This is a genomic window from Streptomyces sp. bgisy100 (assembly GCF_057709105.1).
Genome location: NZ_JBYITE010000014.1, coordinates 130,491 through 155,166 on the forward strand (window position 1 = coordinate 130,491; position 24,676 = coordinate 155,166).

The 24,676-nt window shown below is 73.4% G+C and carries 18 protein-coding genes; 12 read left to right on the plus strand and 6 right to left on the minus strand.

The genetic code is table 11. The features are described 5' to 3' along the window. Nucleotides 1-153: 153 nt before the first annotated feature. Nucleotides 154-381 carry a hypothetical protein gene (locus AC3EQ1_RS12870; protein WP_351512109.1) on the minus strand — a complete coding sequence of 76 codons (228 nt, stop codon included), beginning with the start codon at nt 379-381 and terminating at the stop codon, nt 154-156. Between the two features lie 497 nt (nt 382-878). Here AC3EQ1_RS12870 and holA point away from each other — a divergent pair, with 497 nt between their 5' ends. Next, nucleotides 879-1,871, plus strand: coding sequence for a DNA polymerase III subunit delta (gene holA / locus AC3EQ1_RS12875; protein WP_432094442.1), 993 nt, complete (start codon nt 879-881; stop codon nt 1,869-1,871). A gap of 131 nt (nt 1,872-2,002) precedes the next feature. On the opposite strand, the gene AC3EQ1_RS12880 is transcribed toward holA, so the two are convergent. Further along, a complete protein-coding gene (locus AC3EQ1_RS12880; RefSeq protein ID WP_432094443.1) occupies nt 2,003-2,983 on the minus strand; it encodes a quinone oxidoreductase family protein in 981 nt (326 codons plus the stop codon). A 92-nt stretch (nt 2,984-3,075) separates the two neighbouring features. On the opposite strand from AC3EQ1_RS12880, the gene AC3EQ1_RS12885 reads away from it, so the two are divergent. Then, nucleotides 3,076-3,396 carry an ArsR/SmtB family transcription factor gene (locus AC3EQ1_RS12885; protein WP_432094444.1) on the plus strand — a complete coding sequence of 107 codons (321 nt, stop codon included), beginning with the start codon at nt 3,076-3,078 and terminating at the stop codon, nt 3,394-3,396. Nucleotides 3,397-4,068: 672 nt separating this feature from the next. Here the strand turns inward: AC3EQ1_RS12885 and rpsT are convergent. After that, the gene (gene rpsT, locus AC3EQ1_RS12890; protein WP_351515358.1) at nt 4,069-4,335 is read right to left on the minus strand and encodes a 30S ribosomal protein S20; all 267 of its coding nucleotides are present in this window, start codon (nt 4,333-4,335) and stop codon (nt 4,069-4,071) included. A gap of 237 nt (nt 4,336-4,572) precedes the next feature. On the opposite strand from rpsT, the gene lepA reads away from it, so the two are divergent. Next, nucleotides 4,573-6,447: a translation elongation factor 4 gene (lepA, locus tag AC3EQ1_RS12895; RefSeq protein WP_432094445.1), complete on the plus strand. Its 1,875-nt coding sequence runs from the start codon at nt 4,573-4,575 to the stop codon at nt 6,445-6,447. A 283-nt stretch (nt 6,448-6,730) separates the two neighbouring features. After that, complete coding sequence (locus tag AC3EQ1_RS12900; protein WP_432094446.1) at nt 6,731-8,614, plus strand: AMP-dependent synthetase/ligase; 1,884 nt, start codon at nt 6,731-6,733, stop codon at nt 8,612-8,614. Nucleotides 8,615-8,670: 56 nt separating this feature from the next. Here AC3EQ1_RS12900 and AC3EQ1_RS12905 read toward each other — a convergent pair whose 3' ends face one another. Next, nucleotides 8,671-9,255 carry a response regulator gene (locus AC3EQ1_RS12905; RefSeq protein WP_432094447.1) on the minus strand — a complete coding sequence of 195 codons (585 nt, stop codon included), beginning with the start codon at nt 9,253-9,255 and terminating at the stop codon, nt 8,671-8,673. Nucleotides 9,256-9,641: 386 nt separating this feature from the next. On the opposite strand from AC3EQ1_RS12905, the gene AC3EQ1_RS12910 reads away from it, so the two are divergent. The 3 genes from AC3EQ1_RS12910 to AC3EQ1_RS12920 all read left to right on the plus strand — a co-directional run bounded on the left by AC3EQ1_RS12910 (nt 9,642) and on the right by AC3EQ1_RS12920 (nt 15,084). Then, a complete protein-coding gene (locus AC3EQ1_RS12910; protein ID WP_432094448.1) occupies nt 9,642-11,777 on the plus strand; it encodes a SpoIIE family protein phosphatase in 2,136 nt (711 codons plus the stop codon). A 100-nt stretch (nt 11,778-11,877) separates the two neighbouring features. Further along, nucleotides 11,878-13,110 (plus strand): radical SAM family heme chaperone HemW, encoded by a 1,233-nt coding sequence (gene hemW, locus AC3EQ1_RS12915; RefSeq protein ID WP_432094449.1) that lies wholly within the window; start codon nt 11,878-11,880, stop codon nt 13,108-13,110. 330 nt (nt 13,111-13,440) lie between these two features. Next, nucleotides 13,441-15,084, plus strand: coding sequence for an MFS transporter (locus AC3EQ1_RS12920; RefSeq protein ID WP_432094462.1), 1,644 nt, complete (start codon nt 13,441-13,443; stop codon nt 15,082-15,084). 138 nt (nt 15,085-15,222) lie between these two features. Here the strand turns inward: AC3EQ1_RS12920 and AC3EQ1_RS12925 are convergent, their stop codons facing one another. Together AC3EQ1_RS12925 and AC3EQ1_RS12930 are read right to left on the minus strand one after the other, a co-directional pair. Next, the gene (locus tag AC3EQ1_RS12925) at nt 15,223-16,047 is read right to left on the minus strand and encodes a DUF3097 domain-containing protein (protein ID WP_432094450.1); all 825 of its coding nucleotides are present in this window, start codon (nt 16,045-16,047) and stop codon (nt 15,223-15,225) included. 33 nt (nt 16,048-16,080) lie between these two features. Next, complete coding sequence (locus tag AC3EQ1_RS12930) at nt 16,081-16,818, minus strand: MBL fold metallo-hydrolase (protein ID WP_432094451.1); 738 nt, start codon at nt 16,816-16,818, stop codon at nt 16,081-16,083. Between the two features lie 172 nt (nt 16,819-16,990). Here AC3EQ1_RS12930 and hrcA point away from each other — a divergent pair, with 172 nt between their 5' ends. The 5 genes from hrcA (at nt 16,991) to AC3EQ1_RS12955 (ending at nt 24,540) form a co-directional block, all read left to right on the plus strand. Further along, the gene (gene hrcA / locus AC3EQ1_RS12935; RefSeq protein WP_351515351.1) at nt 16,991-18,007 is read left to right on the plus strand and encodes a heat-inducible transcriptional repressor HrcA; all 1,017 of its coding nucleotides are present in this window, start codon (nt 16,991-16,993) and stop codon (nt 18,005-18,007) included. A 2-nt stretch (nt 18,008-18,009) separates the two neighbouring features. Further along, nucleotides 18,010-19,149: a molecular chaperone DnaJ gene (gene dnaJ / locus AC3EQ1_RS12940; protein ID WP_432094452.1), complete on the plus strand. Its 1,140-nt coding sequence runs from the start codon at nt 18,010-18,012 to the stop codon at nt 19,147-19,149. A 166-nt stretch (nt 19,150-19,315) separates the two neighbouring features. Beyond that, entirely contained in the window at nt 19,316-20,395 is a 1,080-nt protein-coding gene (locus AC3EQ1_RS12945; RefSeq protein ID WP_432094453.1) for a nitronate monooxygenase, read from the plus strand. Continuing rightward, complete coding sequence (locus AC3EQ1_RS12950; RefSeq protein WP_432094454.1) at nt 20,392-21,135, plus strand: 16S rRNA (uracil(1498)-N(3))-methyltransferase; 744 nt, start codon at nt 20,392-20,394, stop codon at nt 21,133-21,135. Before AC3EQ1_RS12945 ends, AC3EQ1_RS12950 begins: the two co-directional genes overlap by 4 nt. 168 nt (nt 21,136-21,303) lie before the next feature. Continuing rightward, nucleotides 21,304-24,540, plus strand: a complete 3,237-nt coding sequence (locus tag AC3EQ1_RS12955; protein WP_432094455.1) for a S41 family peptidase — start codon at nt 21,304-21,306, stop codon at nt 24,538-24,540. Nucleotides 24,541-24,676 lie beyond the last annotated feature (136 nt).

Below are 24,676 nucleotides of genomic sequence, written 5' to 3' on the forward strand. Positions count from 1 at the left end.
TCGCCAGTCGCCAGTCGCCAGTCGCCGGTCGCCGGTCGCCGGTCGGCAGTCGGAGGTCGGTCGTCGACGGTTGCCGGCCGGTGGCCGGTGGCCGGGGCGACGGCAGTCGGCCAGGAGATGATCATGACCTGGCCGGCAACCGGTCAGTGGGTGCTACGGCCGCTCCAGCCAGCCCTCGTACTCCGACGCCAGCTCGTCGAGGGCGGCGGCGTCCATGGTGTCCGCCGGGTCCTCGACAACCACCAGCCACTGGGCGTCCTCGGCGTCGTCCTCGCCTGCCAGGGCGTCCCGGACGAGCTGGGGTTCCTCAGGCGGCCCGAAGCGGCTCACGACTTCTTCGGCGGCCTCCTCTGCGGCGTCACGGTCGGGCAGCACCAGCACGTGATGGGTGGAAGGTGCGGGGTGGCCGGGCTGTGCGGCTGTCTCGTGGGGGTGGGGCGTCGCGCTGCTCACGCGCCCATTGTGCGGGACCGTCGAGGAGCGGTCGGAAACGGGGGAGCGGAACGGCAGCGCTGTTACCGGGGAAGGGGACCGGCAGCGCCGTTCCCGGGCCACGTCCGCCGTGGGTGAGGAGACGGCCCCGTCCGCAGAGTGCCGGGGCTGACGGGGAGCCGCACCGCCCCTGCCGGACGGTGCGCCGGACCGGGGAGCGACGCCGGGACCGGCGATGGGCGGCTGCCCGGGCAGGGAGTGAGCCACCGGCCGACGCCGAACAGCGTGAGGACAGCCCCGTGAGTCCCGTGAGGACAGCCCCGTGAGTCCCGTGAGGACAGCCCACGCGAGGACAGCCCAGCAGGGCGCCGGTCCGTGGCCGAGCCATGACCGCCGGAACCGCCGACAACCATCGATGTCGGTGGCCCGTGGGATGCTGTTCCGCGATGGCCAGGAAGACTTCGACCGATGACCCGCTCGCCCCCGTGACGCTCGCCGTGGGGCAGGAGGACCTGCTGCTCGACCGCGCCGTGCAGCAGGTGGTCGCCGCCGCGCGCGCTGCCGATGCCGATACCGATGTGCGGGACCTCACGCCCGACGCGTTGCAGCCGGGGACGCTCGCCGAGCTGACCAGCCCGTCACTGTTCGCCGAGCGCAAGGTCGTGGTGGTCCGCAACGCCCAGGACCTCTCCGCCGACACCGTCAAGGACGTCAAGGGCTATCTGGCCGCGCCCGCCGAGGAGATCACCCTGGTCCTGCTGCACGCGGGCGGGGCCAAGGGCAAGGGGCTGCTCGACGCGGCCCGCAAGGCAGGCGCCCGTGAGGTCGCCTGTCCGAAGATGACCAAGCCTGCGGACCGGCTGGCCTTCGTGCGGTCCGAGTTCCGCTCCGTCGGCCGGTCCGCGACGCCGGAGGCCTGCCAGGCGCTGGTGGACGCGATCGGGAGCGATCTGCGCGAACTGGCGAGCGCGTGCTCCCAGCTCGCCGCCGACGTCGAGGGCACCATCGACGAGGCCGTGGTCGCTCGCTACTACACCGGCCGGGCCGAGACATCCAGCTTCACCGTGGCCGACCGCGCCGTCGAGGGCCGGGCGGCGGAGGCCCTCGAGGCGTTGCGCTGGGCGATCTCCACCGGAGTCGCTCCGGTCCTGATCACCAGCGCCCTCGCCCAAGGGGTGCGGGCGATCGGCAAGCTGGCCTCCGCGCCGCGCGGCATGCGTCCCGGGGACCTCGCCCGCGAACTGGGCATGCCCCCGTGGAAGATCGACCGGGTGCGGCAGCAGATGCGCGGCTGGTCGGCGGACGGGGTGTCGGCCGCCCTGCGAGCCGTGGCCGAGGCGGACGGCGCGGTCAAGGGGGGCGGCGACGACCCCGCGTACGCCCTGGAAAAGGCGGTTGTCGCCGTGGCCCGCGCGGCTCGCCCCGCCCGCCCGTACTGACGCCCCCGGCCCGACAGCCTCCCCGGCCCCGAAGGCGCCCGACCCCGAAGGCGCCCGGCGCCTTCGGGGCACCGCGCGTCCGGCAGCCCGGGCCGGGGGACAGCCTTCGGGACAGCAGCCATCTGCCGCCGTCAGTCGCCTGCGACCCGCAGCAGCAGCTTCCCCGTGGTCGTACGGGTCTCGATGAGACGGTGGGCCGCCGCCGCGTCCGCCAGCGGGAACTCGGCGCTCACCGGCAGGTCGACCGCGCCCTCGGCCACGCGCGCGAAAGCCCTGTCCGCGATGGTGCGCAGCGCCTCCGGGTCGTTCTCCGCCAGGGTCAGGACGGAGAAGCCGGCCACGGATCGTCCGCCGGGCATCAGGTCGGCCTGGCCGATCCCCCACGGCTCCGCGCCGCTCGCGTTGCCGAACGCGACGAGCCGGCCGAAGGGCGCGAGTGAATCCAGGGCCCGCCGGAATGTCTCGCCGCCCACCGGGTCGAGTGCCAGATCGACGCCCCGGCCGCCGGTGCTGTCCCGGACGTCGTCGACGAAGCCGTCGCCGACGAACACCTCGTCGTAACCGGACGCGAGAGCCTGCTCGATCTTCTCCTTGCGGGAGACGACGCCGAGGACGGAGCGGGCGCCGGCCAGCCGGGCGAGCTGGCCGACGACGGTTCCGATACCGCCGGCCGCTCCCTGCACCAGGACGGTCTCACCTCGGGTGAGCCGGCCCACCTCGTGCAACAGGGCGTGCGCGGTGGGCAGCACCGTCGGGAGCGTGGCACCGGTGCGCAGTGACACCTCGGCCGGGAGCGCGAAGACCGTGGCGGCCGACGCCACGGCGACCTCGGCGTATCCGCCCGAGCCGGTGAGCGCGGCGACCTCCTGTCCGGGCCGCAGCTCTTCGACGTCCGCCCCGACGGCCCTGATCCGGCCGGAGACCTCCAGGCCGGGAACGAACGGGAGGGCGGGCACCCGGAACCCGGCACTACGGGCCTTGAGCTCGGCGAAGTTGACCCCTGCGTACGCGACATCGATCGTCACCTCGCCCGGGCCGGGCTCCGGTACCGGCACGTCGGCCTCGGTCAGGACATCCGGTCCGCCGAACTCCGCCAGCACGATTGCACGCATGATCGTCCCCTGCCGCTAGTATTCAATGAGAAGCGAACACCCGCGAGTGTATGGTTTTGATCGAACACTCGGCAAGTGATCCGGGAGACGGCATGAGCCATCGGGCCGCGCCTGAGCACACTCACCCCGACGAAGTACCGGTCGAGGTCGCGCTGGCGGCGCTCGCCGACCCGGTCCGGCTCGTTCTGGTGCGGGAGCTCGCCGCCTCGGAGGACTGGGCGCGCAGCTGCGGCAGCTTCGATGTGCCCGTCGGCAAGGCGGCGCTCAGCCACCACTTCGCGTCGCTCCGTGCGGCCGGTCTGGTCGAGCAGCGCGACATGGGGGCCAAGCGGGTCAACCGGCTGCGCCGCCCCGAGTTCGACGCCCGGTTCCCGGGGCTGCTCGACCTCGTTCTGCGCGAGCGCAATCAGTAGCCGGAATCGGCACCCGAAGCGACAGCCGGGCAGTAACTCCCGCGACTCCCGCAACTCCCGCGCTGCCGGCGGGGCGTGCGGGATCGCATGCCCTTCCCGAGTGTCCGCTGTGGCAGGGGAACGGAGTGGGGCGGTGGGGCCGAGAAGGTCGACAGGGGGCGGGCGAGTCGAGCGAGACGCGGAGCAAGGAGGGCGAGCAGGCAGCCCCCACCCCGCGCCACAGCCCCCACCCCGAGCCACAGCCCCCACCCCGCGCCACAGCCCCCACCCATGCCGAAGGCCCGGTACCACGCCAAAGTTCGGCACTACGTCGAAGGCCCGGTACCACGCCAAAGTCCGATACCACGCCAAAGGCCCGGCACCGCCCTGGGGAAGGGCAGGTGCCGGGCCTTCGGTTCGACTCGGTGCGCCGCACCCGCGTGGCGAACGCAGGCCGCGTGCGACGCGGTGTCGCGGGAGATCGCTCTCCGCGAGGGTGCCGTCCGGAGCGGTTGAGAGGGACCGCTGGGTCCGGGGCGGCGGGGTGGGGACCGGAGTCCCCGGCGGGACGGTGTCCCGCGAGTGGGGCCGGAGCCCCGGTTCTGCCCGGCCGTCGGAGCTGTGATCAGCGCCCGAGGGGGCAGGGCCCCTCAACGAGGGACGGTGAGTCCCTGCGGGGACTCGGGGGTGTCGTCAGCCCTTGAGACCGGCGACGCGAGTGGCCAGCGCCGACTTCTTGTTGGCAGCGGCGTTCTTGTGGATGACGCCCTTGCTGACAGCCTTGTCGAGCTTCTTGGCGGCCTCGCGAGCGGCCACGGTGGCCTTCTCGACGTCGCCGGCCTCGACGGCCTCGCGGGTCTTGCGGATCGCGGTACGGAGCGAGGACTTGACGGCCTTGTTGCGCTGGCGCGCCTTCTCGTTCGTCTTGTTCCGCTTGATCTGGGACTTGATGTTCGCCACGAAAGAGCCTTTGCAGGTTCGTCGGATTCTTGATCTGCGCCGCGCGTGAGAGGGCACGAGGCACAGTGGACCAGGCTAGCAGCAGGCCCGATGGCCTCCCAAACCGGTCGAGGTGCGGCGGGCGCCGGGAGCCGTGCTCCGGCGGGCAGCGGTGGGCCGCGCGGCGGCCATGGGAGGATGGAGGCTACGTATCGATCCGACCAGAGGCGATAGGCGTCTCAAGAAACAGGACCCTGCGTGCCCGCGACCCCTTCCCATGTGCCGGAGCCGAGCCGTACCGACCCGGCGCTGATCCGTAACTTCTGCATCATCGCTCACATCGACCACGGCAAGTCGACCCTTGCCGACCGGATGCTGCAGCTCACCGGCGTCGTCGAGCAGCGCCAGATGCGCGCTCAGTATCTCGACCGGATGGACATCGAGCGCGAGCGCGGCATCACGATCAAGTCCCAGGCGGTCCGGCTGCCCTGGGCGCCGACCACCGGTGAGGACCAGGGCACCGCCCACATCCTCAACATGATCGACACGCCTGGCCACGTCGACTTCACCTATGAGGTCTCCCGGTCCCTGGCCGCCTGCGAAGGCACGATCCTGCTGGTCGACGCCGCCCAGGGCATCGAGGCGCAGACCCTCGCCAACCTCTATCTGGCGATGGAGAACGACCTCACGATCATCCCGGTCCTCAACAAGATCGACCTGCCGGCCGCCCAGCCCGAGAAGTTCTCCGAGGAGCTCGCCCACCTCATCGGCTGCGAGCCCGAGGACGTGCTGAAGGTCTCCGCGAAGACCGGCATGGGCGTCGACGTGCTGCTCGACAAGGTGGTCGCCGACATTCCGGCGCCCGTCGGCGTCGCGGACGCCCCGGCCCGTGCGATGATCTTCGACTCGGTCTACGACTCCTACCGCGGCGTGGTCACCTACGTCCGGGTCGTCGACGGCCGGCTCGGCAAGCGTGAGCGCATCCGGATGATGTCCACCGGTGCCACGCACGAGCTGCTGGAGATCGGGACCAACTCCCCGGAGATGACCTCCGCCGACGGCCTCGGCGTCGGCGAGGTGGGCTATCTCATCACCGGCGTGAAGGACGTCCGCCAGTCCAAGGTGGGTGACACGATCACCCAGCTCAGCAAGGGCGCCACCGAGCCGCTCGGCGGTTACAAGGACCCCAAGCCCATGGTGTTCTCCGGGCTCTACCCGCTGGACGGCTCCGACTACCCGGAGCTCCGCGAGGCCCTGGACAAGCTCCAGCTCAACGACGCGGCCCTGGTCTACGAACCGGAGACCTCCGCCGCGCTGGGCTTCGGCTTCCGCGTCGGCTTCCTCGGCCTGCTGCACCTGGACGTCATCCGGGAGCGGCTGGAGCGGGAGTTCGGCCTGGACCTCATCGCCACCGCTCCCAACGTGGTCTACCGCGTGACCATGGAGGACGGCGCCGAGCACACGGTCACCAACCCCAGCGAGTTCCCCACCGGCAAGATCGCCGAGGTGTACGAGCCGGTCGTGCGCGCCACGCTGCTCGCCCCGAGCGAGTTCATCGGCGCGATCATGGAGCTCTGCCAGTCCCGGCGCGGTTCGCTGCAGGGCATGGACTACCTCTCCGAGGACCGGGTCGAGCTGCGGTACACGCTGCCGCTCGCCGAGATCGTCTTCGACTTCTTCGACCAGCTGAAGTCCAAGACCCGCGGCTACGCCTCGCTCGACTACGAGCCCACCGGCGAGCAGACCGCCGACCTGGTCAAGGTCGACATCCTGCTGCACGGCGACAAGGTCGACGCGTTCTCCGCGATCACCCACAAGGAGAAGGCGTACGCCTACGGGGTCCGGCTGGTCGGCAAGCTGCGCGAGCTCATCCCGCGGCAGAGCTTCGAGGTGCCGATCCAGGCCGCCATCGGCAGCCGGGTCATCGCCCGGGAGACCGTCCGCGCCATCCGCAAGGACGTGCTCGCCAAGTGCTACGGCGGTGACATCTCCCGTAAGCGGAAGCTGCTGGAGAAGCAGAAGGAAGGCAAGAAGCGGATGAAGATGGTCGGCAACGTGGAGGTCCCGCAGGAGGCCTTCATCGCGGTGCTGTCCTCCGACACCGAGGGCGGCGACGCCAAGGCGAAGAAGTAACGGCTGCCTCACCTCCGGCGCCCGTCCCCGAGGGGGCGGGCGCCGGAGTTCTGCCCGGCGCTCCCGGTCCATCCGGGTGATGGCGGAGAAAACCGCAGACTCCTGGTTTTCCCCGGGATGACAGGCCTGGTCCGGCCCTGCGGCAGGACTCGGCCAAGACGGAGGGCCGACACCCCTTACGTACAGGCGGTACGAGCTTTAACCTGATGCCTGCTCGAAGGTTACTCGCCAGTTAAACAACTTCCAGCCAGTCACAGCACTGCCGCGGGCCACGGAGGATGTCGTGAGCGACACGCAGACGTTGATCGAGAACCGGCCGCCTTCCGTGGCGACCCTCTTCCTGGAGCGGGTCGATGCCACACCGGACGCCGAGGCCTACCGCTACCCCGTGCCGTCGCCGTCCGGGCGGGACGAGTGGCGCTCGCTGACCTGGAAGCAGTCCTCGGACCGAGTGCTCGCCATTGCCGCCGGGCTGATCGAGCTGGGCGTGCGCCCCGAGGAGCGGGTGGCCGTCGCCTGCAGTACCCGGCTCGAATGGATCCTCTCCGACCTCGGCATTCTCTGTGCCGGGGCGGCCACCACCACGATCTACCCGAGCACCAACAGTGTGGAGACCGCGTTCATCATCGCGGACTCCGACAGCCGGGTGCTCATCGCCGAGGACGCGGAACAGCTGGCCAAGGCGCGGGAGCGGCGTGCCGACTTCCCCGAACTGGCCCATGTCGTGGTGATCGAGGAGTCGGACGCCAAGCCGGCCGAGGGCGACCCGGACGGCTGGGTGCTCTCCCTGGCCGAGCTGGAGCGGCGCGGCGCCGCGCACCTGGAGAACAACCCGGACAGCGTCCGCAAGCGGATCGACGCCATCACCGCCGACCAGCTCGCGACCCTGATCTACACCTCGGGCACCACCGGCCGTCCCAAGGGCGTCCGGCTGCCGCACGACAACTGGTCGTACATGGCCCGCGCGATCCCGGCCACCGGGATGGTCGCCGCGGACGATGTGCAGTTCCTGTGGCTGCCGTTGGCGCACGTCTTCGGCAAGGTGCTGATCTCCGGGCAGATCGGGGTCGGGCACGTCACCGCCGTCGACGGCCGCATCGACAAGATCGTCGACAATCTGCCGGTGGTCCGGCCGACCTATATGGCCGCCGTGCCGCGGATCTTCGAGAAGGTCTACAACGGGGCCGCCGCCAAGGCCCGGGAGGGCGGCGGCGCCAAGTACAAGATCTTCCAGTGGGCGGCCGGGGTCGCCCGGGAGTACGCCAAGGTCACCCAGGACAACTTCCGGCGCACCGGCAAGCGGAGCGCCCCGTTCGGCCTCGCCGCGCAGCACGCCGTCGCCGACAAGCTCGTCTACGCCAAGCTGCGCGAGGCGTTCGGCGGACGGCTGCGGGCCGCCGTCTCCGGCTCCGCCGCGCTGGCGCCGGACATCGGCTACTTCTTCGCCGGCGCCGGTATCCACATCCTGGAGGGCTACGGCCTCACCGAGTCCAGCGCCGCCAGCTTCGTCAACCCGGGTGAGTCCTACCGCACCGGCACCGTCGGCAAGCCGCTGCCCGGCACCGAGGTGCGGATCGCCGACGACGGCGAGATCCTGCTGCGCGGCCCCGGCATCATGGAGGGCTACCACGGGCTGCCCGACAAGACCGCCGAAGTGCTGGAGTCCGACGGCTGGTTCCACACCGGCGACATCGGCGAGCTGTCCTCGGACGGCTTCCTGCGGATCACCGACCGCAAGAAGGACCTCATCAAGACCTCGGGCGGCAAGTACATCGCCCCCGCCGAGGTCGAGGGCCAGTTCAAGGCGGTCTGTCCGTTCGTCTCCAACATCCTGGTGCACGGCGCCGACCGGAACTTCTGCACCGCCCTGATCGCGCTCGACGAGCCGTCGATCCTGAGCTGGGCCGCGGACCACGGGCTCGGCGGCAAGCCGTACGCCGAGGTCGTCGCCTCCCCGCAGGTGCAGGAGCTCATCGAGGGCTACATCGGCCGCCTCAACGAGGGCCTGCAGCGCTGGCAGACCATCAAGAAGTTCCGCCTGCTGCCCCGTGACCTCGATGTGGAGCACGGGGAGCTCACGCCGAGCCTCAAGCTCAAGCGGCCGGTCGTGGAGCGCGAGTACAAGCACCTGATCGACGAGATGTACAACGGCTCGCGCGAGGCGTAGCGGCACCCGCCGCGCCGGGTCCGCCCGGCACATCCGCGGGGCGGGCGGTATCCGCCTCACCGCCCGCTCCGCAGCGCGCGCAGCGCCTCCTCCATCCGGGCCACGCCGGCCCGCAGCTCCGCCGTGTCCGGCGCCCGGCCGGTGGACAGGCAGCTCTCGATCGAGGCCAGCCGCTCGGCCAGCGTGTCCAGCTGCTCCCGGTCCCGGGCGAGCAGCCGCTGCAACTGGCGGTTCTTCCGGTGCAGATCGAGGAAGACGCCGACCTTGGCGCGCAGCACCCACGGGTCGAAGGGCTTGGCGACGAAGTCGGCCGCGCCCGTGGCATAGCCGCGGAAGGCGTAGCCGCGGTCCGTGCCGGTCCCGGTGCCGGTGAGGAAGATGATCGGCACATCGCGGGACCGGTCGTGCCGTCTGATGCTCGCGGCCGTCTCGAATCCGTCCATGCCCGGCATCACCACATCGAGCAGCACGACGGCGAATTCCCGCTCCTGCAGGGCGTTCACCGCCTCCTCCCCGGACCCCGCCCGCACCAGCGGTTCGCCCAGGCCGCCCAGCACGGCCTCCAGGGCGTCGAGGTTGTCCTCCATGTCGTCCACCAGGAGGATGCTCGCCCGGTCGGTGGCGGGGGCGCTGCTCATCATCGGGTCCTCGGGGAATCGGGCGGAGCCGGCCGGGCCCCCGCCGCTCGTCCTGGCCCGACCTGCTGCCGACGGCTGCCGGACGCGAGCGGAGGGCGGCCCCGGGCCGCGCTGTCCGGGTCGTACGGCCGGTCGACGTCCGCGTGCCAGTTCGGCCAGGGGGCTCCGGCCGGTGCCGGACCCCGGCGCACTCCGGCCGCAGGGCCCGCCGCTCCGCCGCGCGGAGCCGCGGACCCCGGTCCGTCGTGCTCGGTTCGCATCGTTGCTCTCATCCGCCCGCCCACTTCGGTGACTCGGTGCTCATGGGCGGGCTCATTCTGTCACTCTGGCGGTGTCGTCACGGCTGAATGCCCGAACCGGGCAGGAGTCACGGATCAGGAGACGCTCACGTGGGGTCGATTCCGACGCAGCGGGAAACCGCCGGTTCCCGTCCCGCCGCCCGTGGTCCGGACCGGGTGGCCCACACCAGCCTGCCCGGGAATCCCCGGTCCCCGGGCACCGCGCGCGGCTTCGTCCGCCGGGTGCTCGCCGGCTGGGCCGAGGCCGGAGTGCTGGAGTCCGGTCCGTTCGCCGAACGGCTCGCGGACGACGCGGCCCTGCTCGTCAGCGAACTGGTCACCAACGCCGTGGTGCACGCCGGGACGGAGGTGGAACTCGTCTGCCGGCTCGTCCCGGCGGACGGGCCGGGCAGTGTCGATGGTGGGCCGGGCAGCGTCGATGACGGGGCGAGCAGTGTCGATGGCAGGGCGGACGGCGCCGACGGCGGGGCGGAAGCCCTGGTCGTCGAGGTCTCCGACCACCATCCGGCGCGCCCCCTGCGCGGCGAGCCGCACCCCGCGGGCGAGTACGGCCGTGGCCTGCACCTGGTGGGGGCCCTCGCCGAGTCCTGGGGCGTCAGCTACCGGCGGGGGCTGAAGACGGTGTGGTTCCGGCTGCCGGCGACCGCCGGTGCCGTCGTCCCGGACCCCGCGGTCCGCGGCGTGCCGCCGCTGTGGGCCGCGGTGCCTCTCCCCGGGGTGCTGCCCGTCCCCGGCGTGGTGCCCGCCTCCGGAGCGCCGTCGGATCCCGAAGCACCACGGCCGTCCGGCGGGCCGGCCGGTGACCCGGTGCCCCGGTCCGGTCCCGACCCCGCACCGGACCGCGACGGCGACTGGTGCAGTCGGGGCGCCCTGTCCTTCCTCGCGGAGGCGTCCGACCTCCTGGCCGGGCAGTTCGACGAGGAGAAGGTGGCGGCGCTGGCGGCCCAGCTGCTGGTGCCGCGGTTCGCCGACTGGTGCGCGGTCTGGCTGGACGGCGAGGACGGGCGGGGCCCCGGTGCGCAGCCCCGCCTGGCCCGGGTGTGGCACGCCAACGAGACCCGGATCGAGGGGCTGCGCACGGTCCTGGAGAAGGACCCGCCCGCGCTGCCGGACGCCGCGCTCGGCTGGCCGGTGCCCTGGCCGTGGCCGCAGGCCGCGGTCGTGGTGACCGTGCCGGTGCCCGAGGGGCTCGCCGACGGGCCGATGTTCGCGGAGTGGCCGGACCCGGAGCCGGGGGACGAGCACGGTTCGGCGCTCGCCTGCCGGCTCTTCGCGGGCGGCCGGAGCGTCGGCACCCTGCTGCTCGGCCGGGCCGGTCTGGCGCGCATCCCGGACGAAGTGACGGCGCTGGTCGAGGACTTCGCGCGGCGCGTCGCCCTGGCGGTGGTCTCCGCGCGGCAGTACACACGGCAGGCCACCACCAGCCTGGTGCTCCAGCAGGGCCTGCGGCCCCGGAGCATCGCGGCCGTCCCCGGCGTGGACACCCAGGTGGTGTACGAACCCGCCGGTGAGGGCGCCTGGGCCGGCGGCGACTTCTACGACATCTTCCACGCCGGTGAGGGGCGCTGGTGCTTCGCCCTCGGCGATGTCTGCGGCAGCGGCCCGGAGGCGGCCGTCGTCACCGGGCTCGTGCGGCCCTGGCTGAAGCTGCTGGCCCACGAGGGCCACGGCGTCGCCGGGGTGCTCGACCGGCTCAACCGCATGCTGGTGGACGACGCGATGCAGGCGACCGAGGCCGCGGCGGCCGCCGTCGCCGCCGTCGCCGCGGTGGCCACCGCGGGCGCCCACCCGGCGGGCGAGGTCACCCAGGTCCGGTTCCTCTCCCTGCTCTTCGGGGAGCTGGTGGCGACCGGGGAGGCGGGCGGCCTCCGCTGCACCCTGGCCAGTGCCGGGCACCCGCTGCCGCTGCTGCTCCGCCCGGACGGCCGGGTGCGGCCGGTGGCCGCGCCGCAGGTGCTGCTCGGTGTGCTGGAGGACACCGCGTACGAGGCCGGGACGTTCGACCTGGAACCCGGCGACACCCTGCTGTGCGTGACGGACGGGGTGACGGAGCGGCGCTCGGGACAGCGGCAGTTCGACGACGACGATGGCCTGGCCGCCGCGCTGGCGGGGTGCGCGGGGCTCGGCGCGGCCGGGACCGCCGAGCGCATCCGCGCGCTGGTGCACGGCTTCGACGCGGCTCCGCCCGACGACGACCTGGCGCTGCTGGTGCTGCACCGCCGGTGACCTGCGGTTCCGGCCCCTCGCGGCCGTCCCGGTACCGGCCTCAGCGGCCGCCCCGGACGCCCGGGCGGGGACACCCTCGCGCCGGGGGACAATGGACCGTATGCCATCCGCACTGCCCGACGGCGAGCCCATGCCCTCAGCCGGGACCCTGCCGCGCCACGCCCTGGACGGGGCGGCCGAGCGGCCGCTCGGCTTCTATCTGCATGTGCCGTACTGCGCCACCCGCTGCGGATACTGCGACTTCAACACCTACACCGCCAGTGAGCTGCGGGGCTCCGGCGGCGCCCTGGCCTCCCGGGACAACTACGCGGAGACCGTCGCCGAGGAGATCCGGCTCGCCCGGAAGGTGCTGGGCGACGACCCGCGGCCGGTGGAGACGGTGTTCGTGGGCGGCGGCACCCCGACCCTGCTGGCCGCCGCGGACCTGGGGCGGATGCTCGCGGCCGTCCGGGAGGAGTTCGGGCTGGCGGACGGCGCGGAGATCACCACCGAGGCCAATCCGGAGTCGGTGGATCCGCGCTATCTGGAGGAGCTGCGGGCGGCCGGCTTCAACCGGGTCTCCTTCGGCATGCAGAGCGCCCGGCAGCACGTCCTGCAGGTGCTGGACCGCACCCACACCCCGGGCCGCCCCGAGGCGTGCGTCGCCGAGGCGCGGGCCGCCGGCTTCGACCATGTGAACCTCGACCTGATCTACGGCACGCCGGGGGAGAGCGACGACGACTGGCGCGCCTCCCTGGACGCGGCGGTCCAGGCGGGCCCGGACCATGTGTCCGCCTATGCGCTGATCGTCGAGGAGGGCACCCAGCTGGCCCGGCGGATCCGGCGCGGCGAGGTGCCGATGACCGACGACGACGTGCACGCCGACCGCTATCTGATCGCCGAGGAGACGCTGTCCGGGGCCGGTTTCGACTGGTACGAGGTGTCCAACTGGGCGACCTCGGCGGCCGGGCGCTGCCGTCACAACGAGCTCTACTGGACCGGGGCCGACTGGTGGGGCGCGGGGCCGGGCGCGCACAGCCACGTCGGCGGCGTCCGCTGGTGGAACGTGAAGCACCCGGGCGCGTACGCCCAGGCCCTGGCGGAGGGGCGGTCGCCCGGCGCCGGGCGGGAGATCCTGGCCGACGAGGACCGGCGGGTCGAGCGGATCCTGCTGGAGCTGCGGCTGCGCGACGGCTGCCCGCTCGGCCTGCTGGCACCGGCGGGCACCCGCGCCGCCGCCCGCGCCCTCGCCGACGGCCTGCTCCAAGCGGAGCCGTACGAGGAGGGCCGGGCGGTGCTCACCCTGCGCGGCCGGCTGCTGGCCGACGCCGTCGTCCGGGACCTGGTCGACTGATCCGAGGGGGCCGGGCGGGCCGGAATACGACGACCGATCGATGGCCCGGGCCCGCGTCGCCGCCGACGGTCCGGGTGGAGCAACGCATGGCACCCGGGCCGGGCACGTCGCCGTGACGCCCCTCGCGCCCCGCGTACGGACGGCACGGCGACCTCCGGACGGCACCGGCCCGCCGACCGGGCCCGGCGCGGATGCAGTGATCCCTGAGGCCACGGAGAATCCTGTGATGTGAGTGACATGCGGGGTTCCCGAGGTTCCTCCGAGCCGCCCTCACCGTCCCGCGGCGGGGCGGCGGCGCAGGCCCCGCGGGAGGGCGTCGCCCTGGCGGCGATGCTCTTCGCGGTGTCGATGACCTTCATCGACCAGACCATCGTGTCCATCGCCGCGCCCAGCATCATCGAAGAGCTGAACCTCTCCTCCTCGGGCATGCAGTGGGTCGTCAACGCGTATCTGCTCGCCCTCGCCGCCTTCTTCGCCCTCGGCGGCCGGCTGGCCGACCTCCTCGGCCACAAACGGGTCGTGGTGATCGGCACCGTCGTCTTCGTCGTCTCCTCCGCCCTCTGCGGCGCGGTGCCCGACGGGGACGGGGCGCTGGCCTGGCTGGTGGTCTTCCGGGCCACCCAGGGCATCGGTGCCGCGCTGATGTTCCCGGCCGCGCTCGCCGTGGTCGTGGCGGTGTTCCCGGTGGAGCGGCGGGGCCGCGCGCTGGCGCTGTTCTTCGGGCTCTCCGGCGCGCTCACCGCCGTCGGCCCGCTGCTCGGCGGCTGGCTGACCTCCTGGACCTGGCGGGCGATCTTCTGGGTCAACGTGCCGGTCGCGATCGTCGCCCTCGTCCTCACCTTCCTGGCCCGGATCCGCAACGAACCCCGCCCCGAACCCCTGGACTGGCCCGGGGCCGCGCTCGTGGTCGTCGGGATGGGGCTGAGCGTGCTGGGGCTCCAGCAGGCGTCCGCCTGGGGCTGGGGCAGCGCCGCCACCTGGCTGTGCATCGTGGGCGGCCTGGCGGTCCTGGCGCTGTTCGTCCGCTTCGAACTGCGCACCCGGCACCCGCTGATCCAGCTGAAGGTCTTCGCCGACCGGGCCTTCGCCGCCGACGCCGCGGTGCTGTTCTTCGCCATGATGGCGTTCGTCCCGGTGTTCTTCTTCGCCTCCGTCTACGCCCAGATCTCGCTCAGCGAGTCCCCCAACCAGGCCGCGCTCTACCTGCTGTACTTCTTCGTGGGCTTCGCGATCGCCTCCCAGTGGGGCGGCCGGATCCTCGACAAGCAGGGCGCGAAGCCGGCGATGCGGCTGGGCACCGCGGTCGGTGCGGTCGGATTCGCCCTGTGGGCCCACAAGATGACCGACCTCTCGGTGCACGACCAGTGGCCCTATGTCGCGCTCGCGGGCGCCGGCATCGGATTCCTGCTCGCCCCGGCCTCCACCGACGCCGTCAACCGGGCCATCGACGCGTCGTACGGGGAGGTCACCGGCATCACCCAGACCGTACGCAACTTCGCCGCCAGCGTGGGGCTCGCGATCTTCGGCACGGTGCTGACCCATGTGATGACCGACCGGGTGGTGGAGAGCTTCGAGGCCCGGGGCGTGCCGGAGAGCGAGTCCCGGGACATCGCCCGGAACATCGCGGAGTCCATCACCGGGAACGCCGACGACCGGCAGCCGACCGGAGACGGCCCCGTCGCCCGCTCCCTGCGCGAGGCCATGGGCACCATCCGGATGGACTTCGCCGAGGCCAACCAGGTCGTCTTCGCCTGCATGGCGGGCGCCCTGGCCCTGGCCTTCGTCTGCTCGCTGCTGCACCCCGGCACCCGCGTCACGGGCGCTCCGGACGAACGGGACCCGGGGACGGGCCCCGGCGGGCCGTCCGGCCCGCCCGGCGTCCCCGGCTGGGCGGAACCGGCGGGTCCCGGGGGCGCCGCCGGGTTCACCGGGCCGGCCGGCTCCCCGGGTTCCGCGCGCCCCACCGACCTCTGACCGCTCTCAGGGTGCTTGCGCGATGAGCGTCCGAATAGGCCGCGTGGTCCGGCGCCGCACCGCGCCCCACGACCTCCGACCGCGCTCAGGGGCGCTTTCCCTCTGCGCGCCCCCCATCGGCCACGGGGCGAGCCCCCCTCAGGGCGCGGTGACGAAGTCGATCAGCTCCTCGACCCGGCCCAGCAGCGCCGGCTCCAGGTCCTTGTAGCTGTTCACGGAGGCGAGGACGCGCTCCCGCCAGGCCGCCCCGGTGTTCTCCGGCCAGCCCAGCGCCCGGCACACCCCGGTCTTCCAGTCCTGCCCGCGCGGTACCGACGGCCAGCCGGGGATGCCCACGGACGCGGGCTTCACCGCCTCCCAGACGTCGATGTAGGGGTGTCCCACGACCAGGGTGTGGGCGTCGGTGACCTGTTCGGCGATCCGCGACTCCTTGGAGCCGGGCACCAGATGGTCGACGAGGACGCCGAGCCGGGCGTCCGGACCGGGGGAGAAGTCCCGGACCACCGCCGGAAGGTCGTCGACGCCCTCCAGATACTCCACGACCACGCCCTCGATCCGCAGGTCGTCGCCCCAGACCCGCTCCACGAGCTCCGCGTCGTGCCGCCCCTCGACATAGATGCGCCCGGCGCGTGCGACCCGGGCACGCGCTCCGGGGAGGGCGATCGAGCCGGAGGCGGTGCGGCCGGTGCGGGCGGGCGCCGTGTGCGACGGGCGCACCAGGGTGACGACGCGCCCCTCCTCCAGGAAGCCGCGCGGCACCATCGGGAAGACCCGGTGCTTGCCGAACCGGTCCTCCAGCGTGACCGTCGGCCCCTCCGCAGTCTTCTCGCAGCGGATCACCGCGCCGCAGAAGCCGGTCGACACCTCCTCGACCACCAGGCCGGGCTCGGCCGGAACCTCGGGGGCGGGCTGCTGCTTCTTCCACGGCGGGGTGAGGTCCGGCCCGTACTCTCTGCTGCGCATCGCCCGACAGTAGGAAGAAACGGCTGGTCGTGACTACGACACGCCGAAACGGGCCGCCAGCTCGTCCCGCTGCTCCCGGACGAAACGGGCATTCACCACCGCGCCGTGGCCGGGGACGTACAGCGCGTCCTCGCCGCCCAGGTCCAGCAGCCGGTCCAGGGCCGCGGGCCACTGGGCCGGTACGGCGTCCGGCCCGGCCTGAGGTTCGCCCGACTCCTCCACCAGGTCGCCGCAGAACACCACGCTCGGGGCCCCGCCGGTCCCCGGCACCAGCACCGCCAGGTCGTGTCCGGTGTGGCCGGGACCGACGTTCACCAGCACCGCCTCCCGGCCGCCGCCGAGCGCGATCGTCATCTCACCGCTGATCAGGTGGTGCGGCGCCGCCAGCCGCTCCGCGGCCTCCGCGGCGGCGCCGGGGTCCACCCCCTGCCGCACCGCGTCGGCACGCAGGGCGTCCCGCTCCCGGCGCGAGGTCAGCAGCCGGTCCATGCCGACGGCGGCGTACACCTCCGCCCCGGGAAAGGCGTCCATCCCGAGCACATGATCGAAGTGCGGGTGGGTGAGTGCGAGATGTGTCACCCTCCGGCCCGCCGACCCCGCTGCCTGGCGGGCCAGTTCCGCGCCTTCGCGCAGACTCGAACCGGCCTCCACCATCAGCACCGCGTCCGGGCCGTGCACCACCCCGGCGGTCATGTCCCAGACGGGCAGTCTGCGCCGTTCGACCCCCGGCGCGAGCATCTCCCAGCGCGGCTCTTCCGTTGTGTGGTCCATGCGACGAGGCTACGGCGGAGCGGTACCGTGACCCGCCGTCCGGCCAACACCGGCGGTGACGGCCCTTGCCCTGCTCACACCACCCCGCCGTACACTGAGGCGGGGGAAGCTGGCACTCAGAAGCAGCGAGTGCCAGGCAGAGGCCCACGGAACCACCACTGGAGGTGTGCGCATGCTCAGTGAACGCAGACTCGAAGTGCTGCGCGCCATCGTCCAGGACTACGTGGGCACCGAGGAGCCGGTCGGTTCCAAGGCGCTCACCGAGCGGCACGGCCTCGGCGTGTCCCCGGCCACCGTGCGCAACGACATGGCGGTGCTGGAGGACGAGGGCTACATCGCCCAGCCGCACACCAGCGCCGGCCGCATCCCCACCGACAAGGGCTACCGGCTCTTCGTGGACCGGCTGGCCGGCGTCAAGCCGCTGTCCTCGCCGGAGCGCCGGGCCATCCAGAATTTCCTGGACGGCGCGGTCGATCTGGACGACGTGGTGGGCCGCACGGTCCGGCTGCTCGCGCAGCTGACCCGGCAGGTCGCGGTGGTTCAGTACCCGTCGCTGACGCGGTCGACCGTCCGGCATGTGGAACTGCTCTCCCTCGCCCCGGCCCGGATCATGCTGGTGCTGATCACGGACACCGGGCGGGTCGAGCAGCGCCTGGTGGACTGCCCCGCGCCGTTCGGCGAGACCTCCATGGCGGACCTCCGGGCCCGGCTCAACAGCCGCGTGGTGGGCCGCCGGTTCGCGGATGTGCCGCAGTTGGTGCAGGATCTTCCGGAGTCCTTCGAGACGGAGGACCGGGGCACGGTCTCCGCCGTCCTGGCGACTCTTCTGGAGACGCTGGTCGAGGAGACCGAGGAGCGGCTGATGATCGGCGGTACCGCCAATCTGACCCGCTTCGGACACGACTTCCCGCTGACCATCCGGCCGGTGCTGGAGGCTCTCGAGGAGCAGGTGGTGCTCCTCAAGCTGCTCGGCGAGGCCAAGGACTCCGGCATGACCGTACGAATCGGGCATGAGAATGCCCACGAGGGGCTGACGTCCACATCGGTCGTCGCGGTCGGCTACGGTTCGGGCGACGAGGCAGTCGCCAAACTCGGCGTGGTCGGACCGACCCGCATGGACTACCCCGGAACGATGGGAGCGGTACGCGCAGTGGCACGTTACGTCGGACAGATCCTGGCGGAGTCGTAAAAGTGGCCACGGACTACTACGCCGTACTGGGCGTGCGCCGCGACGCAGGGCAGGACGAGATCAAGAAGGCGTTCCGGCGCCTGGCTCGTGAACTGCACCCGGACGTCAATCCCGACCCGAAGACCCAGGAGCGGTTCAAGGAGATCAACGCCGCTTACGAGGTGCTCTCGGACCCGCAGAAGAAGCAGGTCTACGACCTCGGCGGGGACCCGCTCTCGCAGGCCGGCGGAGGCGGTGGCGCGGGCGGCTTCGGCGGCGCGGGCTTCGGCAACTTCTCCGACATCATGGACGCGTTCTTCGGCACCGCCTCGCAGCGCGGGCCGCGGTCCCGCACCCGGCGCGGCCAGGACGCCATGATCCGGCTCGACGTCGAGCTGGACGAGTCGGCCTTCGGCACCACCAAGGACATACAGGTCGACACCGCGATCGTGTGCACCACGTGCACCGGCGAGGGCGCGGCGCCGGGCACCTCGGCGCAGACCTGTGACATGTGCCGCGGCCGCGGCGAGGTGTCGCAGGTGACGCGGTCCTTCCTGGGCCAGGTCATGACCTCGCGGCCGTGTCCGCAGTGTCAGGGCTTCGGCACCGTCGTGCCGACCCCCTGCCAGGAGTGCGCGGGCGACGGACGCATCCGTTCGCGGCGCAGCCTCACCGTCAAGATCCCTGCCGGTGTGGACAACGGCACCCGGATCCAGCTCGCGGGCGAGGGCGAGGTCGGCCCCGGCGGCGGGCCCGCCGGCGACCTCTACGTCGAGATCCACGAGCTGCCGCACCCGGTCTTCCAGCGGCGCGGCGACGACCTGCACTGCACCGTCACCATTCCGATGACGGCGGCGGCGCTGGGCACCAAGTGCCCGCTGGAGACGCTCGACGGGCTGGAGGAGGTCGACATCCGGCCCGGGACCCAGTCCGGCCAGTCGATCCCGCTGCACCAGCGCGGTATCACCCACCTGCGGGGCGGCGGACGCGGCGACCTGATCGTGCACGTCGAGGTGATGACGCCGTCCAAGCTCGACCCGCAGCAGGAGGACCTGCTGCGGCAGCTCGCCAAGCTGCGCGGCGAGGAGCGGCCCTCCGGCCACTTCCAGCCCGGACAGCAGGGGCTGTTCTCCCGGCTGAAGGACGCCTTCAACGGTCGCTGAGGCAAGGCCGGTCCGGTGGTCCCGACCGCCGGGCCCGGAGGCCCCGCCGGCAGCCTCGGCGGGCAACACCCGCGTCCCCGGCCGTCCTTCCGGCCGGGCGCGCGCGCCGGACGCCGGCTCCGGGGTCCGGCCGTGCCGGGCCCGGCGGGCGTGACACCATGTGGTCATGCCCTCCGCGCTCACCGATCTCTCCCGGTACCCGATCGTGCAGGCCCCCATGGCCGGTGGCGCGTCCCGCCCCGAGCTCGCGGCCGCCGTGTCCGACGCGGGCGGCCTCGGCTTCCTGGCCGCCGGCTACAAGACGCCGGAGGCCATGTACGAGGAGATCAAGGCGCTGCGCGGCCTGACCGGCCGGCCCTTCGGCGTCAACCTGTTCATGCCGCAGCCCTCCGTCGCCGACGCGGCCGCCGTCGACGTCTACCGCGAACAGCTCGCGGGCGAGGCCAACTGGTACGAGACGCCGCTCGGCGACACGGACGGCAGCACCGACGACGCCTACGAGGCCAAGGTCGCGATCCTCCTCGACAACCCGGTCCCGGTCGTCTCCTTCACCTTCGGCTGCCCCTCCCGGGCCGTGTTCGACGCCTTCGCCAAGGCCGGAACCCTCACCGTGGCGACCGTCACCAGCCCCGCCGAGGCCCAGGCCGCCCAGTGGTCGGGCGCGGACGCCGTCTGCGTCCAGGGCATCGAGGCCGGCGGGCACCAGGGCACCCACCACGACGACCCGTACGCCGACGGCCCGGGGCACGGCGTCGGCCTGCTGACCCTCATCGCCCAGGTCCGCGAGGCCGTCCAGGTGCCGGTCGTCGCCGCCGGCGGGCTGATGCGCGGAGCGCAGATCGCGGCCGTGCTGGCCGCCGGCGCCACCGCCGCCCAGCTCGGCACGGCCTTCCTCGTCTGCCCCGAGTCCGGCGCCAACGAGCTGCACAAGAGGGCCGTCACCGACCCGGTGTTCCCCGGCACCGAGCTCACCCGGGCCTTCTCCGGGCGCCCGGCCCGCGGCCTGGTCAACCGGTTCATCCGGGAGCACGGCCCGTACGCCCCCGCCGCGTACCCGCAGATCCACTACCTGACCGCGGGGCTGCGCAAGGCCGCCGCCGCGGCCGGTGATCCGCAGGGCATGGCGCTGTGGGCCGGGCAGGGCCACCGGCTGGCGCGGGAGCTGCCCGCCGCCGAGCTGGTCGAGCTCCTCGCCGCCGAACTCGACGCCGCACGGGCCTCGCTGAAGCCGGACGCCGCGTCGTGACCGCACCCGTCTTCGTCGTGGACCCCCTGCCCGGCACGGGCGAGTTCGTGCTCGACGGCCCCGAGGGGCGGCACGCCGTCTCCGTGCGCCGGCTGCGGGCCGGCGAGGAGGTCGTGCTCACCGACGGGCGGGGCGGCTCGGCGCCGTGCGTGGTGCGGGCCACCGAGGGCAAGGACCGGCTCGTCCTCACCGTCGGCGCGGCCGTGACCGAGGAGGAGCCCGCTCCCCGCATCACCGTCGTCCAGGCCCTCCCCAAGGGCGACCGCGGCGAACTGGCCGTCGAGACCATGACCGAGACCGGGGTCGACGCGATCGTGCCGTGGCAGGCGTCCCGCTGCATCACCCAGTGGAAGGGCGACCGGGGCGCCAAGTCCCTCGCCAAATGGCGCAGTACGGCCCGGGAGGCGGGCAAACAGTCCCGCCGGGTGCGGTTCCCCGAGGTCGCCGACGCCATGACGACCAGACAGGTCGCGGCCCTCCTCGCGAGCGCCGACTTCGCCGCCGTGCTGCACGAGGACCGGGACGCCGGGAGCGAGCCCCTGGCCACCGCCGCACTCCCCGCCGACGGACACATCGTGCTCGTCGTAGGCCCCGAAGGCGGCGTCTCCCCCGAGGAGTTGGCGGCCTTTGCCGCGGCCGGCGCACAGCCCCACCGGCTGGGGCCGAGCGTGCTGCGCACCTCCACCGCGGGCACCGCCGCCACGGCACTGCTGCTGGGGCGTACCGGCCGCTGGTCCTGAACCGCCGGCCGTCGGCCGGCCGTCGGCCCCGGCCCCTGTGGACCGCACGGGCCGCGACGGCTTCTTGCCCCGAACGACCGGGAACCGCCGGTCCGTCCCCCTTGCCCGGAAGCTCCGCGGCTGCCCGGCCCCTGGTGACGGCCCGCGACGGATCGTTAGTGTGGCAGGGTGACGCAGCCTTCGTACCTCCGGTTCCCCCACCTGCACGGCGAGTTGCTCGCCTTCACCGCCGAGGACGACGTCTGGGCGGCGCCGCTCGACGGCGGCCGTGCCTGGCGGGTCAGCGCGGACAACATGCCCGTCTCGTCCCCGCGGATCTCCCCCGACGGGCAGCACATCGCCTGGACCTCGACCCGCGACGGCCTGCCCGAGGTGCACACCGCCCCGGTCGACGGCGGCGGCTCCACCCGGCTCACCTACTGGGGCAGCGTGCGGACCGCCGTCCGCGGCTGGAACCCGGACGGCGACATCCTGGCCGTCACCACGCACGGCCAGGCCTCCCTGCGCCGGTCCTGGGCCCGCGCGGTGCCCCTGGACGGCGGCCCCGCCCGCACCCTCCCGTACGGTCCGGTCGGCGACCTGGCGTACGGCCCTGACGGCGCCGTGCTGCTGCTCTCGGTCACCATGGGCCGCGAAGCCGCCGCCTGGAAGCGCTACCGGGGCGGCACCGCCGGGAAGCTGTGGCTCGACCCCACCGGGGACGGGCAGTTCGAGCGGCTGCACGCCGGCCTCGACGGCAACATCGAGTGCCCCCTGTGGGTGGGTGACCGGATCGCCTTCCTCTCCGACCACGAGGGCGTCGGCGCGCTCTACTCCTCGCTGCCCGACGGCTCCGGGCTGCGCCGGCACACCCCCCTCGGCTCCGGCCCGGACGGCGCCGTGCCCGACGGCTTCTACGCCCGGCACGCCGCCACCGACGGCACCCGCGTGGTGTACAGCAGCGCCGGTGAACTCTGGCTGCTGGAGGACCTGGAGAGCGCCGAGCCGCGCCGCCTGGAGATCCGTCTCGGCGGGCAGCGCACCGATCTCCAGCCGCACCCGGTCCGCGCCGCCTCCTACCTCGGGGACGCCTGCCCCGACCGCACCGGGCGCGGCAGCGCCGTCGAGGTCCGCGGCAGCATCCACTGGGTCACCCACCGCGAGGGACCGGCCCGGGCGCTGGCCGCCGAACCGGGTGTGCGGGCCCGGCTGCCCCGCACCTTCCAGGACCGCGGCTCCGCCCGCGGCGAGGAGCACGTCGTCTGGGTCACCGACGCGGAAGGCGAGGACGCGCTCGAATTCGCGCCCGCGGCCGGCTCCGCCCCCGGCGCCGCCCCGCGCCGGCTCGCCGCCGGACGGCTCGGCCGGGTCCTCGACCTCGCCGTCGCCCCCGACGGCAGCCGCGCCGCGGTCGCCTCCCACGACGGCCGCGTCCTGCTGGTCGAACGGGACTCCGGCGAGGTCCGCGAGGTCGCGAACAGCCCGCACGGGGACGCCGACGGGCTGGTCTTCTCGCCCGACTCCGGCTGGCTCGCCTGGTCCCACCCCGGCCCCGGCCCGCTGCGCCAGCTGAAGATCGCCAACACCGCCGATCTGTCCGTCGCCGACGCCACCCCGCTGCGCTTCAACGACTACGCGCCCGCCTTCACCGCCGACGGCAAACACCTCGCGTTCCTCTCCGAGCGGGCCTTCGACCCGGTCTACGACGCGCACGTCTTCGACCTCGCCTTCGTCGGCGCCTGCCGCCCCCACCTGCTCACCCTCGCGGCCGACACGCCCTCGCCGTTCGGACCGCAGCGGCACGGCCGGCCCGTCGAGGAGGAGAAGCCGGACGGCGACGGCGACGACCCGGCGCGCCCCGCCACCCGCATAGACCTCGACGGCCTCGCCGACCGCGCCGTGCCCTTCCCGGTCGAGGGCGGCCGCTACTCCGGCCTGCGGGCGGCCGACGGCGGGGTGCTGTGGCTGCGGCACCCGCTGCGCGGCGTGCTCGGCGCGACGCTCGCCACCCCCGAGGACGACGGGCCCACCAGCGCGCTGGAGCGCTACGACCTCGGACAGCTGCGGACCGAGGAACTCGCCCAGGACGTGGACGACTTCGCCGTCACCGGCGACGGCAAGCGGGTGCTTCTCTCCACCGGAGGCAAGCTGCGGCTCGTCCCGGCCGACAGCAAGTCGGACGAGGACGACGACCACGGCGGCAGCGTCACCGTCGACCTCTCCCGCATCCGGCTCACCGTCGACCCCGCCGCCGAGTGGCGGCAGATGTACGACGAGGCCGGGCGGCTGATGCGGGACCACTTCTGGCACCCCGGCATGAGCGGCGTCGACTGGGACGCCGTCCTGGACCGCTACCGTCCGGTGCTCGCCCGGGTCGCCACCCACTCCGACCTGGTCGACCTGCTGTGGGAGGTGCAGGGCGAGCTGGGCACCTCGCACGCCTACGTCACCCCGCCCGGCGGCCCCGGGCACCACGCGCACCGGCAGGGGCTCCTCGGCGCGGACCTCTCCCGGGACGCGGAAGGGGCCTGGCGGATCGACCGGATCCTGCCCTCCGAGACCTCCGACCCGGACGCCCGCTCCCCGCTCACCGCGCCCGGCGCGGCCGTCCGGGCCGGGGACGCGATCCTCGCCGTCGACGGCCACCCGGTGGACCCCGTCACCGGGCCCGGGCCGCTGCTCGTGGGGGCCGCGGGGAAGCCTGTCGAACTCACCGTCGCCCCGGCGGGCGGCGGCGACCCCCGGCACGCCGTCGTCGTGCCGGTCGCCGACGAGGAGGCGCTGCGGTACCACGCCTGGGTCGCCGACCGGCGCGCGTACGTCCACGAGCGGACCGGCGGGCGCCTGGGCTACCTCCATGTGCCCGACATGGTCGGCTCCGGCTGGGCCCAGCTCCACCGCGACCTGCGGGTCGAAGTCGCCCGCGAGGGGCTGGTCGTGGACGTCCGCGAGAACCGTGGCGGCCACACGTCCCAGCTGGTCGTGGAGAAGCTGGCCCGCCGGGTGGTCGGCTGGGACCTGCCGCGCGGCATGGCCCCGCTGACCTATCCGCAGGACGCGCCGCGCGGGCCGGTGGTCGCGGTGGCCAACGAGTTCTCCGGCTCGGACGGCGACATCGTCAATGCGGCGATCAAGGCCCTGGAGATCGGTCCGGTGGTCGGTACCCGCACGTGGGGCGGGGTGATCGGGATCGACAGCCGCTACAGCCTGATCGACGGGACGTCCGTCACCCAGCCCAAGTACGCGTTCTGGCTGGAGGGGCTCGGCTGGGAGGTCGAGAACCACGGGGTGGATCCGGACGTCGAGGTCGTGCACACGCCGCAGGACTCGGTGGCGGGGCGGGATCCACAGCTGGACGAGGCGATTCGGATTGCGCTGGCGGGGTTGGAGGAGAGGCCGGCCAAGGTGCCGCCGTCTTTGCCCTGACGCCGTGCGGCGCGCGCTTGGGGGTCTGTGCCGTTCGTTGGTGCGGGCCTCGGTTGGGTGCGTGTGCGTGTGCGTGTGCGGTGCCGGTGCCGGTGCCGGTGCCGGTTGTGGGTGGGTGCGGGTGTGTGGTGGGTTC